The sequence below is a fragment of the Arthrobacter sp. NPDC058192 genome (genome assembly GCF_042883665.1).
Lineage (GTDB): Bacteria > Actinomycetota > Actinomycetes > Actinomycetales > Micrococcaceae > Arthrobacter.
In genome coordinates this window covers 79,784-93,293 of sequence record NZ_JBHVVJ010000003.1, presented here as the reverse complement: position 1 = coordinate 93,293, position 13,510 = coordinate 79,784, and the positions used below count along the sequence as shown (strand labels likewise).

Below are 13,510 nucleotides of genomic sequence, written 5' to 3'. Positions count from 1 at the left end.
GCTAGTACCTCACTCGCGGGTCGATCAGGGCTGCGACGACGTCAACGATGAAGTTCGTGACGGCCACGATGACCGCCAGCAGCACGACGATGCCCTGGACGGCGACGAAGTCGCGGGAGTTCAGGTATTGCACCAGCTGGTAGCCGAGTCCCTTCCACTCGAACGTGGACTCCGTGAGGACGGCGCCGCCCAGCAGCAGGGCAATCTGGAGCCCCATGACCGTGATGATCGGGATGAGCGCCGGCTTGTAGGCATGCTTGGTGACGAGCCGGTAATTACTGACGCCGCGGGACCTGCCGGCCTCGACGTAGTCCTTGCCCAGGGTGCCGATGACGTTTGTGCGGACCAGCCGGAGAAAGACCCCTGCCGTCAGCAGGCCCAGGGTGGCTGCGGGGAGGATCGAGTGGGATACGACGTCGCCGTAGGCGGTCATGTTGCCGCTGCGCAGTGCATCGAGCCAGTAGATCCCGCTGGGTGCTGCCAGGCTGCCCATGGCCAGTTCGGTCCTGGTGGAGGCCCGTCCCGCGACCGGCAGCCAGCCGAGCCAGACCGAGAAGGCCAGCTTCATCAGCAGGCCAGCGAAGAACACAGGGGTCGCGTAGCAGAGGATGGCGAAGAACCGCAGGACCGCGTCCGGCGCCTTGTCGCGCCGGTAGGCGGCGATGAGTCCGAGCGGGATGCCGACCAACAGCGCCACGATGAGCGCGTTGATGGCCAGCTCCAGGGTTGCCGCGCCGAAGGTTGCGAGCATTTCAACGACAGGCCGGCGGTCGGTGATGGTGGTGCCGAAGTTGCCGGTGGCCACCTGGCCGACGTATTCGAAGTACTGCACGAGGATGGGGCGGTCATAACCGGCTTCGTGGATACGCTGTGCCAGCGCCTCCGGGGGAAGCCGGCCGCCCTGGGCGGCGGTGATGGGGTCGCCGATGACCCGCATCAGGAAGAACACCAAAGTCACGAGGATGAATATGGTGGGAATGATCAGGAGGAACCGGACCAGGATGTAGGTCCCCAGTCCCCCGCCCGTGGATTTTTTCTTGGACGGAAGGAGTCCGTCGGCGTCGTTGAGCGGCGCCTCTGTCAATGTTGTCATTGGTACCTAAGAGTTGTGCTTTCGCGGCCAGGGGCCGTCCGGCGTGAACTGCAGGAGCGGCAATGACCAGCAAAGGCGGGGCGCCTTGAGGACGCCCCGCCTCGCAGGCTGGTCAAAACAGCAGGGATGCAGCCTTACTTGGAAACAGTTCCCAAACGGAACTTGAAGGAGGCATCGAGGGTCGTATCGACACCCTTGACGCCGCTGCCGGAAATGGCAACCTGCGCGCCTTGGAGCAACGGAAGCGTGGAGATGTCCTTGGCGAGGGCATTCTGCACGTCCTTGATCGTGGACTCGCGCTGAGTCTTGTCGACGGTGGTGAGCTGCTTGTTGATCAAGTCATTGACCGTGGGGTTGTTGTAGTGGTTCTTCAGGAAGCCGCCCTCCGGGAAGAATGGGGTCAGGTAGTTGTCGGCGTCGCTGAAGTCCGGGAACCAGCCGAACTGGAACAGGGGGTATTCATCGGCGCGGCTGGCCTTGCTGTAGGTGACCCATTCGGTGGACTGCAGGTTGACCTTGAACAGGCCGGACTTCTCCAGCTGGTCCTTGATCATGGCGTATTCGTCGCCGGAGGACTTGCCGTAGTGGTCCGGGTTGTACTGCAGGTTCAACGACACGGGGGTGGTCACTCCGGCGTCGGTCAGGACCTTCTTGGCCTTGTCCAGGCTGGGCTTGCCGGCATCGCCGTAAGCGTCCTTGAACGACTCGTTGGCGCCGAGGAAGCCGTTGGGAACGTTGGAGTACAGAGGCAGGTAGGTGCCCTTGTAGACCTGGTCCGCGATGGCCTGGCGGTCAACGAGGTTGGCGATGGCCTGGCGGACGGCGGTCGCCTTGGCCGGATTGGCGTCGGGGGCCTTGGCGCCGTACGGCATGGTGTCGAAGTTGAACGTGATGTAGCGGATTTCGCCGCCTGGGCCCACGTTGACCTTGACCTTGGAGTCCTTCTTCAGGTCGTCGATGTCGGTGGCGCTCAGGCTGCGGTTTGCGACGTCGATGTTGCCCTGCTGGACATCCAGCTTCATGTTGGTGGGATCCGCGTAGTACTTGATCGTGGCGGCGTCGTTGGCCGGCTTGCCGAGCACTCCCTGGTAGTCCGGGTTGGCCTTGAAGCTGATCAGTTCGTTCTTTTTGTACGTGTCGATCGTGTACTGGCCGTAGAACGCCTTGGCCTTGACGATCGAGTCGTCATCCAGCAGCTTGTCCGCGGGGAAGACTTCATCGTCCACGATCGGGGCGGCAGGGCTGCTGAGGATCTGCGCGAAGGTCTGGTCGTTGGCCAGTTTCAGCTTGAAGACGACCGTGGTGGCATCGGGGGCGGCGACGCTTTCCACGTTGGCCAGCAGGCTTGCGGGGCCGGCAGGATCGTTGATCTTGGTCTGCCGGTCGAAGGAGAACTTGACGTCCTTGGAGTCGAGGGTGTGCCCGTTGGCCCACTTCAGCCCCGGCTTGAGCTTGACCGTGTACTCGGTCGGCTTGGTGAAGGAGGCGGACTCGGCCAGGTCCGGAACGGGATCCGCGCTGCCCGGCTTCGAGTTCAGCAGGAAGGAGTAGACCTGGTTCATCACCATGAACGAACCGTTGTCGTACGAACCCGCCGGATCCAAGGCGGTGACCTTGTCCGTGGTGCCGTAGGCGATTGGACCGCTTGCGGCGGCTGATGACCCGCCAGCGCCGCCGGACGGCCCCGTGCAGGCCGTCAGTGCAAAGGCGGAAACCCCGGCGAGCGCGATGACGCTCTGCAAGGCCTTTTTGTTCATTGCCATCTGTGAACTTTCTGTTCGATGCGTTCTAGCGCAGCCCAAAGAAACGAGGGACTCGTGGGCGGCACGCTTTGCTGATTTCTAGATTCAACCAGACAACCGTTGGCCGAACCGTCGGTTTTGTGAGTTGAGACACAAAATTTATACGAACCGAACAATACTCCCCTTTTTCCGCAACGTTGCATCCGCTTCTTCGGCAGGGAGCCCGTAGGGCGCACACAACGAAGGGCCCCGCCGGCTGGCGGGACCCTTCGTTGAACTCTGCTATTCGGGGCCTAAAGCGCGGCCCGCTGCAGCGAGCGCGCGGCATCGATCGTGGCCTGGCCCAGGACGCGGCTGCCCTGGTAGAGCACCACAGTCTGGCCGGGGGCGACGCCACGCAACGGCTCGGCGAGTGTGACGACCAGCCCGTCCCCGGCCGTCCGGGCGCTGGCGGGGACCGGGTCGCCGTGGGCACGGACCTGGGCGTAGCAGTCAAAGTCCTCGCCGGTGCCCACTTCGGCAATGGGCAACCCCGCCCAGGAAATCTTGATGCCGCGGATTTCATCGATGGCCAACAGCGCCTCCGGGCCCACCACCACCTTGTTTTCCTTCGGCCGGATCTCCAGCACGAAGCGGGGCTTGCCGTCCGCGGCGGGGGTGCCGAGCTTGAGGCCGCGGCGCTGGCCGACGGTGAAGGCATTGGCGCCGGGATGCTCGCCGACCTTCGCGCCGGACTCGTCCACGATGTCCCCCGTGGTCATTTCGATCTTTTCAGCCAGCCAGCCGGCGGTGTCGCCATCGGGAATGAAGCAGATGTCATGGCTGTCGGGCTTGTTCGCCACCGAGAGGCCGCGGCGCTCGGCCTCTGCCCGCACCTCGGCTTTGGACGGCGTGTCGGCAAGCGGGAACATCGAGTGTTTGAGCTGCTCGTGGGTCAGCACACCCAGGACATAGCTCTGGTCCTTGGCCCAGTCCGCGGCGCGGTGCAGTTCCGGGTTGCCGTCGGCGTCGGTGATGACCTTGGCGTAGTGGCCGGTGCAGACGGCGTCGAAGCCGAGCGCGATCGCCTTCTCCAGCAGGGCGGCGAACTTGATGCGCTCGTTGCAGCGCATGCACGGGTTCGGCGTGCGCCCGGCGGCATATTCATCGATGAAGTCCTGGACGACGTCTTCCTTGAACCGCTCGGAGAAATCCCACACGTAGTAAGGGATCCCAAGGATGTCGCAGGCGCGCCAGGCGTCACGGGAGTCCTCGATCGTGCAGCAGCCGCGGCTGCCGGTTCGCAGGGTGCCCGGCATCCGGGACAGCGCGAGGTGGACCCCGACGACGTCGTGCCCCGCCTCGACGGCGCGGGCGGCGGCAACGGCGGAATCAACGCCGCCGCTCATGGCTGCAAGAACTCGCATACTGGCTTTCTCTAGCTTTCGGGGTGTCGCCGGCTTCTAGCACAAAGCCTGCCGCCCCATTCTATCGCCGCGCCGATTCCCCGCCCAAAACCCCGTGACCGGCCCGGGTCCGTCAGTTCCTGCCGGACGCTTGGCGGGCGACGGTTCCGGCGGTCTGGATGCTGGATTCGTGCCCCGCCATGCCGGCCTGGCGTGCCCGCGCGTAGGCGCCCGGCAGGGCGGCGAGCAGGGTGTCCACGTCCGCGTCGGTCGAGGAATGCCCCAGTGAGAAACGCTGCGCGCCCCTTGCCGCGTCCTCGTCCAGGCCCATGGCCAGCAGCACGTGGGAGGGCCTCGGCACCCCTGCTGTGCAGGCCGATCCGGTGGAGGATTCCACCCCGGCCAGGTCCAGCAGGAAGAGCAGGGAGTCGCCCTCGCAGCCCGGGAAGGTAAAGTGCGCGTTTCCGGGCAGCCGCCCGGCGCCGGGCGCGCCGCGCAGCACCGCCTCAGGCACGGCAGCCAGGACGCCGTCGACGAGCCGGTCGCGGAGGGCGCTGATCCGCGCGGACTCCGCAGGGAGCCTTGCCGTGACGGCCTCCGCGGCCGCGGCGAAGGCCGCGATCGACGCGGTGTCGAGGGTCCCGGAGCGGACGTCGCGTTCCTGTCCCCCGCCGTGCTGGACTGGGGTCAGCAACACCCCGCGGCCCAGAAGGAGCGCGCCGACGCCGACCGGTCCGCCGATCTTGTGGCCGGAGATGGACATGGCATCCAGACCGGCGCCGCGGAAGTCCACCGGGACGGAACCGAAGGCCTGGACGGCGTCCGAATGCACCGGAACGCCGGCGGCGTGGGCGAGTTCAACGATCCTGGCAACCGGCTGGATGGTGCCGACTTCGTTGTTGGCCCACATGACGGTGACGAGGGCGATCGATGCCGGATCCCGGGACAGTTCGGCCTCCAGCACCGCGAGGTCGACCACTCCGTGGGCATCGACCGGCAGCCAGCTCACCTCGGCACCCTCGTGCCGCTCGAGCCATTCCACGGTGTCCAGCACGGCATGGTGTTCGACGGCGGAGCACAGTATGCGGGTGCGGGCCGGATCCGCGGCCCGCCGGGCCCAGTACAGGCCCTTGACCGCGAGATTGTCGGCCTCGGTCCCGCCGGAAGTGAAGATGACTTCCGAAGGATGCGCCCCGGCCGCTGCCGCCAACGTCTCACGGGCGTCCTCAACGGACCGCCGGGCCCGGCGGCCGGCTCCGTGCAGCGAGGAGGGGTTGCCGGTCCGGGCGAGTTCGCGCGTCAGGGCGGCCAGGGCCTCCGGGGCGAGGGTGGTCGTGGCGGCGTGATCGAGGTAGACAGGCACAGGGCAATTCTACCCGCGCCGGCCCCGGGCCGGGCGCGGGAAAGGAGCGGGCAGGGACCCGCCGCTGGTGTAGATTCAAGCGGTGAAAGCGCCCATCTACCTTGTCCTGGCGACCCTGTTCTGGTCCGGAAACTTCGTCGTCGGCCAGGCGGCGGTCGCCTCCATGACACCCCTGGAGCTGACGTTCTGGCGCTGGACGCTTGCGGCCGTACCGCTGCTGCTCCTGGCCCACTTCTTCGAGAAGCCCGATTGGCGGGCGGTACTTCGCCGCTGGCCGGTGCTCCTGCTCCTGAGCGTGCTGGGCATGAGCGCCTACACAATGCTGTTGTACGGGGCCTTGGGCTACACCTCAGCCATGAACGCTTCCCTGATCACGGCCGCCAATCCGGCCATCATCGTGGTGATGGCGATCGTCCTGCTCGGCGAGAAGACCACGCGGCTGGGTTGGCTCGGCATCGGCCTTGGCCTGCTGGGGGTGCTGCTCGTGCTGACCAGGGGCGAGCTTCAGCGCGTGTTCAGCCTGTCCATCAACACCGGCGAGCTGATGATGATCGGCGCGATCGTGGTCTGGGGCCTCTATACGATCATCGGCCGCCGGCTGGACGTCCCGGCCACTGCCGCCACTGCCGTGCAGGTGGTGATTGCGACCGTGACCCTGGCGCCGTTCGCGCTCGCCATGCACGTGCAGTTTCCTGACACGCCGGCCGAGGGCTGGTCGCTGGCCTACATCGCCCTGTTCCCGTCCCTTGGCGCGTTCCTCTTCTGGAACCTTGCCCTGAAGACCACCCCGTCGGGGACCGCGGGGAACTACCTGAACCTGATGGTTGTCTTCACGGCGATCATCACAGTCGCATTGGGGACGCCGCTCACCCCTGCCCAGATGGCAGGCGGCCTGATGGTGATCGGCGGCGTGCTGCTGACGGGCATCAAGGGCCGCCCCAGGCCCGCGGCGCCGGTCGCCTTAAGGGCAGCGCCCGGGCCGGGCCGCTAGTCCGGCCTCGGCTGCAGGTCAGGGTTACGAAGGCAGGATCCGGGCGCAGCACTGTCCGGCCCGTGCACTCCCCTGCTTCCTCAGCGCTTCGATGTCGAGCGCTTCCACCCGCCGCGGGTCGATCCCCAAAGCCGTGGAGGCCCCGCCGAGGAAGGCCCCGTTCATGGCGCAAACCACGTCCGTGTGGCCGGCGGCGAGGCGGTGGAAGGGGCAGTTCAGCAGCAGCAGTCCCCCCTCACCGTCGTCGGCCGGGCAGTAGCCCTGCCCGGCCAGGAAATCCGCGAGGGGGGCCGTCCTGTCCGTGCCGCCGGCGGCTTCGGAGGCCGCCGGCCCGGCCGCGCCGGCCTCGGCCGGTCCGGTTCCGGAGGCGGCCTCCGCACCCGCCGAACGGCCCTTCGCACGGGCCGCGTGAAGCAAGGCCTCGCGGGGCGAGCCGCCGTCCGCGGACGCAGCTTCGATTGCGGAAACCAGCAGCTCGCCGGCGAGATCGTAATTCCGCTCGGGGACCGATGCGGCCACCTCGTCCACAGCGGTCCGGTACAACTTGGCCGGCCGGCCCGAACCCGGGCCCTCCCGGCCGCCGAGCTTGCGGAACTCCACGGCCAGCAGGCCGTCCTTCACGAGCCTGTCCAGATGGAACGAGGCCGTGCTCCGCGCCAGGCCCAGGACGCTGGCGGCGTCGTCCCTGCCGACGGCGTCTGCCGCGCTGGCGACGAAGTCGAACAGCCTCCGGCGGTTCTCATCACCGAGCGACGCGACCGCCGCGAGGCGGCTGTTCCACGCAAGTCTGGTCATGACCCAAGGATATCTCTAAAAACAACAATCATTGCTTAATTCGCCGGACCGGTTCTAAAATCGGAGTATCCATTTTTAGAACAGGAGCGTCTCATGAAAGCTTTCCCAGTCCTCTCCACTCCGGCGCCGCAGCTGGAAGCCGCCCGGCACCGCCAGGCCTTCATGCTGCTGCGGACCGTCTTTGTGATTGCGCCGATCCTTTTCGGCCTGGACAAGTTCACCAACCTGCTGACCGACTGGACCATGTACCTCGCACCCGTGGCGACGTCGGTGGTCCCGCTGCCGGCCCAGACCATCATGTACATCGTTGGCGTGGTGGAAATCGTTGCCGGCGTGGTGGTGGCCGTGCGGCCGCGCATCGGATCCGCGATCGTTGCCCTCTGGCTGTTGGGCATCATCATCAACCTGCTCGTCCTCGGCAGCTTCTACGATGTCGCGCTGCGTGACTTCGGGCTGCTCGTAGGCGCCCTGGCCCTCAACAGGCTGTCCCCGGCACCGCTGTCCACGCACAAGGCCGCGTAGACCGCGCAGGCCGCCACCCCGGCCGCCGCCGGACCGCTGCCAGTTCGCCGCCGCCAGGCCGAACTGGCAGCGCATTCCTGCCCCCATGTTCGGCAGAATCCTGCCCTTCGCCGGGAACCATCCCGGCACGCGCACTCGTTGTTCCTTCAGCCGGTTAAACTGGCCACGCCGGGCGCCCGCGAACGGTCCGGCATTTCACCGCCGGCACTTTCGACGAAAAGGATTTCTGTTTGACGCAGGGCAGCAGCTCGCATTACCAGGTCCTCAGGATCCCCGTGACGGCGACGGAGAAGGAAATCAAGGTGGCGTACCGCAAGGCCGCCAGGCTGGCCCATCCGGACCACGGCGGCGATCCTGCGGCGTTTAGGCGCGTCACCCTCGCCTACGAAACGCTCATCGACGCAAGGCGCCGCGCGGACTATGACCGCTCCTACGGCAGTTCAACCGGCGGGCCGTACTCGACCCCCGCCGACGACGGCGCGCACTTCGACGCACCGGCCGCCGGAAGCCGGGCCGCGGCGAACGTGCGCCGCCCGAACACGCCGCGGAACACCGCCGCGGACGCGCCCATCTATGTGCCGCCTTTCGAACAGTTTGACGGCGGCGCCGCCGTGCCGCTGGTTCCCGCCGCCGTGGCCCGACAGCAGGTCCACGGCATGCCCCGCAAGCGCGGGATCTTCGGCGCCGAGGCCCGGATCCAGCGCGAGATGCGCACCGTTCAGCTGATCAGCAGGCAGATCCTCACCGTGATTCCTGCCGCGCGCCTCGTCAACGGGTTGCAGTCCCCGGCGGACAACAGCCACATCGACCACGCACTCCTTGCCGGGTACCGGCTCGCCATCGTCGGGTCCATGCTGCTGCCGCCGGGCGCCTATGCCTGGAACGGCAGCACGTTGACACACGGCGCCCGCTCAGTGGCCCCGCCCCAGCTGGCCCACGTTGTCCGGCGCATGCAGGACATCTTTCCCGAGCTCAATGTCACCGGCTGGGTTGTTGTCCACAGCACGGACGGAAATCTGCACCAACCCGTCATCGACCGGCACCGCCGCCCGGCCGGTGCGGGCCGCGCGGACGGAGCGGGCTCCGGACTGGTTGAGGTGGTCAACGCCGCCGGCCTGGTCCGCGGCCTGAAACTATTCCTCGGTTCAGGTCCTGCCCCCAATACCGTCAACGTTCCCGTGCTCGCCCGGCTGCTGCGCGGAATGCATTAGGCGGCCGGCGGCTCGCTAGGATGGGATGGTGTTCCGCATCCTCTTCCACACCCCCGAAATTCCCGGCAATACGGGAAACGCCATCCGGCTGGCAGCCATCACGGGCGCCGAACTTCACCTGGTGGAGCCCCTGGGCTTTGATTTTTCCGACGCCAAGCTCAAGCGGGCCGGCCTCGATTACCACGACCTCGCCGTCGTGACCGTCCACCCGGACATCAGTGCGGCCTGGGCTGCGCTGAAGCCGGAGCGGGTGTTTGCCTTTACCTCCGACGGCGAGACCACGTATACGGACATCAGCTACCGCGCGGGGGACGTCCTGCTGTTCGGTCCTGAATCCGTCGGGCTGCCGGAGGAGATCAAACACGCTCCCCAAATAACGTCCCGTGTCCGCCTGCCGATGCTGCCGGCCCTGCGGTCGCTGAACCTTGCCAACGCCGCATCCATTGCCGTATATGAAGCCTGGCGGCAGAACGGGTTCGCGGGGGCCAAGCTGTAACGGCTAAAGAACCCGCAATTTCCGCCCATCCGGCCTCCGGGCTGCGCCGAATCCCTTCTGAAGGCGGGCGCACGGGGCCGCTGCCCTAAGCCAACAGAGCCGGAAAACGGAAAGGAGCGAGGAGCCGCGGGTGAGCACAGCAGATCTGGATAGGCGCGCCTGCCCTGGGGCAGCCGCCGGCCCCACGCCGCCTGCAGCGTTCCGTGGTCCACGTCCGGGGAGAGGCCCCCTATGCTTGGGAGTGATGGAAAATCCGAATGCCCCGAACCCCGGGAGCGCCGCCCCCGCAGGCACCTCCGCCGACATCAACGGCCGGCTCGGCAGTCTGCTCGGGCTAATTGCCCAGGGCGATCAGGCGGCTTTCGCGGAATTCTACAACCTGACTTCGAGGCGGGTCTTCGGCATGGCACGCCGGGTCCTGATCGATACCGAACTGAGCGAGGACACCACCCAGGAGGTCTTCCTGCAGGTCTGGCAGAACGCCGCCAACTTTAACGCCGCCGCCGGCAGCCCGCTCGCTTGGCTCATGACCATCTCCCACCGCCGCGCCGTGGACAAGGTCCGGTCCACGCAGTCCGCCACTGACCGCGAAGCCAGGTACGGCGCCAGCAGCCAGGAGATCGACCACGATGCCGTCTCGGACGAGGTCGGCAGCCGGCTCGAGGCCGAAGCCGTCGTCCGGTGCTTGGAGACGCTGACCGAAACACAGCAGGAGTCTGTCCGGCTGGCATACTACGGCGGCCTCACGTACCGGGAAGTGGCCGAGAGGCTGAACGCCGCGGTGCCCACCATCAAGTCCCGCATCCGCGATGGACTTATCCGACTGAAGACCTGCTTGGGGGTGAGCTGAAAGTGACCGACATGAACGCACCTGAGAACAGCCGCCGCCCCGGCGGCTTCTCGGCAGACATCGCCGCCGACCTCGCGTCGGGCAGGGTCGTGGACCTTGCCGAGGTGTACGCGCTCAACGCCGTCGACGACCTCGACCGTGCCGCGATCGAGCACTTCCTGGCCTCTGCACCCGCTTCGGACCGGAACGCCTTCAATGAGCGGGTCCGGCAGGCCCGCGAAACCCTGGCCGTGAGCTTTACCGCCGAGGAAGAGCCTCCCGCCGGGCTGTTGGACCGGATCATGTCCTCCCTGCCGGCCCAGGCGGCAGCCCCGGCCGCTGTCCCCCCGCCCGGCGCCGGTCAGCAAACCGCACCGGAAGCGGCCCCACCCGCCCGCGAAGGCACCGAGCCGCCAGCCACCGACGAGCTCGCCGCGGCGCGCAAGCGCAAGGAAGAACGCCGCCGCCCGCACGGCACACGGAACTGGCTTATCGGCGTCGCCGCCGCGGCCGTCATTGCCCTTGGCGGCGTGGGGGTCGGCGCCTACGTGGCGAACCAGAACGATCCCCTGACCCAGGTCCGGCAGGCCGGCGACGTCCGGCAGGCCACCGTCGACGTCACGGGTGGCGGCACGGCCACCGTGACGATCTCCCAGTCCAGAGACGCCGCCGTCGTCCAGATGAATGGCGTCCCGGCGCCGCCCCCGGGCAAGGTCTACCAAATGTGGCTGATCCCCAAGGACGGCTCGGCACCGGTGTCCCAGGGCCTCATGGACGCCGAGGCCCTGTCCAAGCCGGCAGTGGTCAAGGGCATCGACTCCGCCGCGGCCCTTGGCATCACGGTGGAACCGACGGGCGGGTCGGCGTCGCCGACGCTGCCGACGGTCGCGGCGGCGCCGCTGGGCGCCTAGCTGTACTGTCCCGGCACGGCCCGCGGGGACGCCTTTGTCCGCCGACAAGAAAGCCGCCCGGCCTTGCCTCCTTGCGTTGAAGGGGACAAAGCCGGGCGGCTTCCTGCGTTAAGGCGGGTGCAGACGGCGCGGGATTCCTTGAGGGCGCTATATGACGAGCGAGAGCAGCATGACCAGGCCGAAGCTCACGACGGAGATCAGCGTCTCCATGACGGACCAGGTCTTGAACGTCTGTCCCACGGTCAGTCCGAACAGCTCCTTGACGAGCCAGAAACCGGCGTCGTTCACGTGCGAGAGGAACAGCGAGCCGGCACCGATGGCGAGCGCGAGCAGTGCGGCATGGGTCGGTGACAGCGAACTGGCGAGCGGTGCCACGATGCCGGCAGCCGTCACGGTGGCGACGGTCGCCGAGCCTGTAGCCAGGCGCAGGGCAACGGCCACGATGTACCCGAGCAGCAGGACGGACATGTTGGTGCCCTCGGCCCAGGCCTTCACGGAGTCGCCCACGCCGGCGCCGATCAGCGTCTGCTTGAAGCCGCCGCCGGCGCCGACGATCAGCAGGATCGCCGCGATCGGGCCCAGGCTGGCGCCGAGCTTTTTCGTAATCAAGGCGCCGTTGAGGCCCACGGTGTAGCCGAAGGTCACCATGGCCAGCAGGACTGCGAGGGTCATGGCGACCAGCGGCTGACCGACGAAGTCGAAGAAGGTCCGGATGGCCGGCGCCGTCTTGGGGTCGGGCCAGATGATGTCCATGACGGCCCTGAGCAGCATCAGCACCACCGGGAAAAGAATGGTCATCAGCGTGACAATGAAGCTCGGCGGCCGCTTGACGCCTTCCAAGTCCGCACCGTGCACGGTGTCGACGCCGCCGGCGACGGCGGGAGCGCCGACAGGCACCCACCGCGCGGCCAGGCGCGAGAAGAGCGGTCCGCAGATGATGACCGTGGGGATGGCGACGAGGATGCCGAGGGCCAGCGTGGTGCCCAGTTCGGCTTTGACGGCGCTGATCGCGATCAGCGGGCCCGGGTGCGGCGGCACGAGTCCGTGCAGCACGGACAGGCCGGCCAGCGCCGGGATGGCGATGCGCATGAGCGGCATCTTGGAGCGCTGGGTGACCAGGACGATCACCGGCAGCAGCAGGACGAGCCCGATCTCGAAGAACATCGGCAGGCCGATGATCACGGCGACGAGGGTGATGGACCAGACCAGCTTGTTTCCGGTGGCTTTGGCCAGCAGGGTGTCGACCACCTTGTTGGCGCCGCCGGAATCGGCGAGCAGTTTGCCCAGCATGGCGCCGAGGGCGATCAGCAGGCCGACTTCCTTCAGGACGCCGCCGACCCCGTCCTCGAAGTTGCCGATCACCTTGGCCGGTTCCACGCCGGCGGCGAGGCCCACGAACCCGGAGCCCAGTATCAGGGCCAAAAACGGGTGGAACTTAAACTTGGCAATCAGCACCACGATCAGGGCGATGCCCAGGCCGGCTACGATCAGCAGCTGGGTGTTGACGCCGTCGGTGGCCTCAGCGGCAGCTGAAAGCTGCGTTGCTATCAGAGATTTCAAAACGTTTCCTTGGTGCGCTGCGGTTCGCCGGCTCAGGGCCTGGCGTCGCCGGCGTCGAGATTAAGTCGATCGATGATTTCCTGTGCCTCTTCCAACGGCGTTGCGGAGACACACAGGCTGATGAAGTTTTCGTCCTCGGTGGGCGCTTCGAGTGCCTCGAACTGGGATTCCAGCAGGGCCGGGGGCATGAAGTGCCCGTGACGGGACGCCAGCCTGTCGGAGATGCGGTCCCTGCTGCCCTCAAGGAACACAAACACTACGCCTTCGCCGCGGAGGATGTCCCGGTAGCGCTTCTTCAGTGCCGAACAGGTCACGACGCCCGGGGTTCCTGCGGCCGTGTGGGCCCGGATCCACCCGGCGATGCTCTCAAGCCAGGGCCACCGGTCCTCATCGGTCAGCGGCAGGCCCGCGTGCATCTTCGCCACGTTGGACTCGGGGTGGAGGTCATCGCCTTCGGCAAGGTCCCAGCCCAGGCGGCCGGCCAGTAGCCCTGCCACGGTCGATTTGCCGGAGCCGGAGACACCCATGACCACAAGGACGGGGTACTGCGCAGTCTTCGCCATCAAAGTCTGCCTTTCATAAAAATAAATATGATTTAAACAGATTCCAGCA

At 67.0% G+C, this 13,510-nt stretch carries 13 protein-coding genes; 6 read left to right on the top strand and 7 right to left on the bottom strand.

The annotated features are described in order from the left end of the window. Position 1: 1 nt before the first annotated feature. From ACFVVK_RS04080 to ACFVVK_RS04065, 4 genes are all read right to left on the bottom strand, one after another. Complete coding sequence (locus tag ACFVVK_RS04080; RefSeq protein WP_390263789.1) at positions 2-1,093, bottom strand: ABC transporter permease; 1,092 nt, start codon at positions 1,091-1,093, stop codon at positions 2-4. A 134-nt stretch (positions 1,094-1,227) separates the two neighbouring features. Continuing rightward, the gene (locus ACFVVK_RS04075; protein ID WP_390263786.1) at positions 1,228-2,856 is read right to left on the bottom strand and encodes an ABC transporter substrate-binding protein; all 1,629 of its coding nucleotides are present in this window, start codon (positions 2,854-2,856) and stop codon (positions 1,228-1,230) included. Between the two features lie 272 nt (positions 2,857-3,128). Then, on the bottom strand, positions 3,129-4,241 hold the full coding sequence (gene mnmA, locus ACFVVK_RS04070; protein WP_390263783.1) for a tRNA 2-thiouridine(34) synthase MnmA: 1,113 nt from the start codon (positions 4,239-4,241) through the stop codon (positions 3,129-3,131). 112 nt (positions 4,242-4,353) lie between these two features. After that, positions 4,354-5,583: a cysteine desulfurase family protein gene (locus ACFVVK_RS04065; protein WP_390263780.1), complete on the bottom strand. Its 1,230-nt coding sequence runs from the start codon at positions 5,581-5,583 to the stop codon at positions 4,354-4,356. Positions 5,584-5,665: 82 nt separating this feature from the next. On the opposite strand from ACFVVK_RS04065, the gene ACFVVK_RS04060 reads away from it, so the two are divergent. Continuing rightward, positions 5,666-6,574, top strand: a complete 909-nt coding sequence (locus tag ACFVVK_RS04060; protein WP_390263778.1) for a DMT family transporter — start codon at positions 5,666-5,668, stop codon at positions 6,572-6,574. 24 nt (positions 6,575-6,598) lie between these two features. Here the strand turns inward: ACFVVK_RS04060 and ACFVVK_RS04055 are convergent, their stop codons facing one another. Next, positions 6,599-7,369 (bottom strand): helix-turn-helix transcriptional regulator, encoded by a 771-nt coding sequence (locus tag ACFVVK_RS04055; protein ID WP_390263774.1) that lies wholly within the window; start codon positions 7,367-7,369, stop codon positions 6,599-6,601. A gap of 93 nt (positions 7,370-7,462) precedes the next feature. On the opposite strand from ACFVVK_RS04055, the gene ACFVVK_RS04050 reads away from it, so the two are divergent. The 5 genes from ACFVVK_RS04050 to ACFVVK_RS04030 all read left to right on the top strand — a co-directional run bounded on the left by ACFVVK_RS04050 (position 7,463) and on the right by ACFVVK_RS04030 (position 11,338). Further along, a complete protein-coding gene (locus ACFVVK_RS04050) occupies positions 7,463-7,891 on the top strand; it encodes a hypothetical protein (protein WP_390263771.1) in 429 nt (142 codons plus the stop codon). Positions 7,892-8,121: 230 nt separating this feature from the next. Further along, the gene (locus tag ACFVVK_RS04045) at positions 8,122-9,102 is read left to right on the top strand and encodes a J domain-containing protein (protein ID WP_390263769.1); all 981 of its coding nucleotides are present in this window, start codon (positions 8,122-8,124) and stop codon (positions 9,100-9,102) included. 28 nt (positions 9,103-9,130) lie between these two features. After that, positions 9,131-9,598, top strand: a complete 468-nt coding sequence (locus ACFVVK_RS04040) for a tRNA (cytidine(34)-2'-O)-methyltransferase (RefSeq protein WP_390264362.1) — start codon at positions 9,131-9,133, stop codon at positions 9,596-9,598. A gap of 244 nt (positions 9,599-9,842) precedes the next feature. Next, positions 9,843-10,448: an ECF RNA polymerase sigma factor SigK gene (sigK, locus tag ACFVVK_RS04035; RefSeq protein ID WP_390263766.1), complete on the top strand. Its 606-nt coding sequence runs from the start codon at positions 9,843-9,845 to the stop codon at positions 10,446-10,448. A gap of 11 nt (positions 10,449-10,459) precedes the next feature. Then, positions 10,460-11,338 (top strand): anti-sigma factor domain-containing protein, encoded by an 879-nt coding sequence (locus tag ACFVVK_RS04030; RefSeq protein WP_390263764.1) that lies wholly within the window; start codon positions 10,460-10,462, stop codon positions 11,336-11,338. 147 nt (positions 11,339-11,485) lie between these two features. On the opposite strand, the gene ACFVVK_RS04025 is transcribed toward ACFVVK_RS04030, so the two are convergent. Then, entirely contained in the window at positions 11,486-12,889 is a 1,404-nt protein-coding gene (locus ACFVVK_RS04025; protein ID WP_390264359.1) for a gluconate:H+ symporter, read from the bottom strand. Between the two features lie 41 nt (positions 12,890-12,930). Then, positions 12,931-13,461, bottom strand: a complete 531-nt coding sequence (locus tag ACFVVK_RS04020) for a gluconokinase (RefSeq protein WP_390263761.1) — start codon at positions 13,459-13,461, stop codon at positions 12,931-12,933. Between the last annotated feature and the right edge of the window lie 49 nt (positions 13,462-13,510).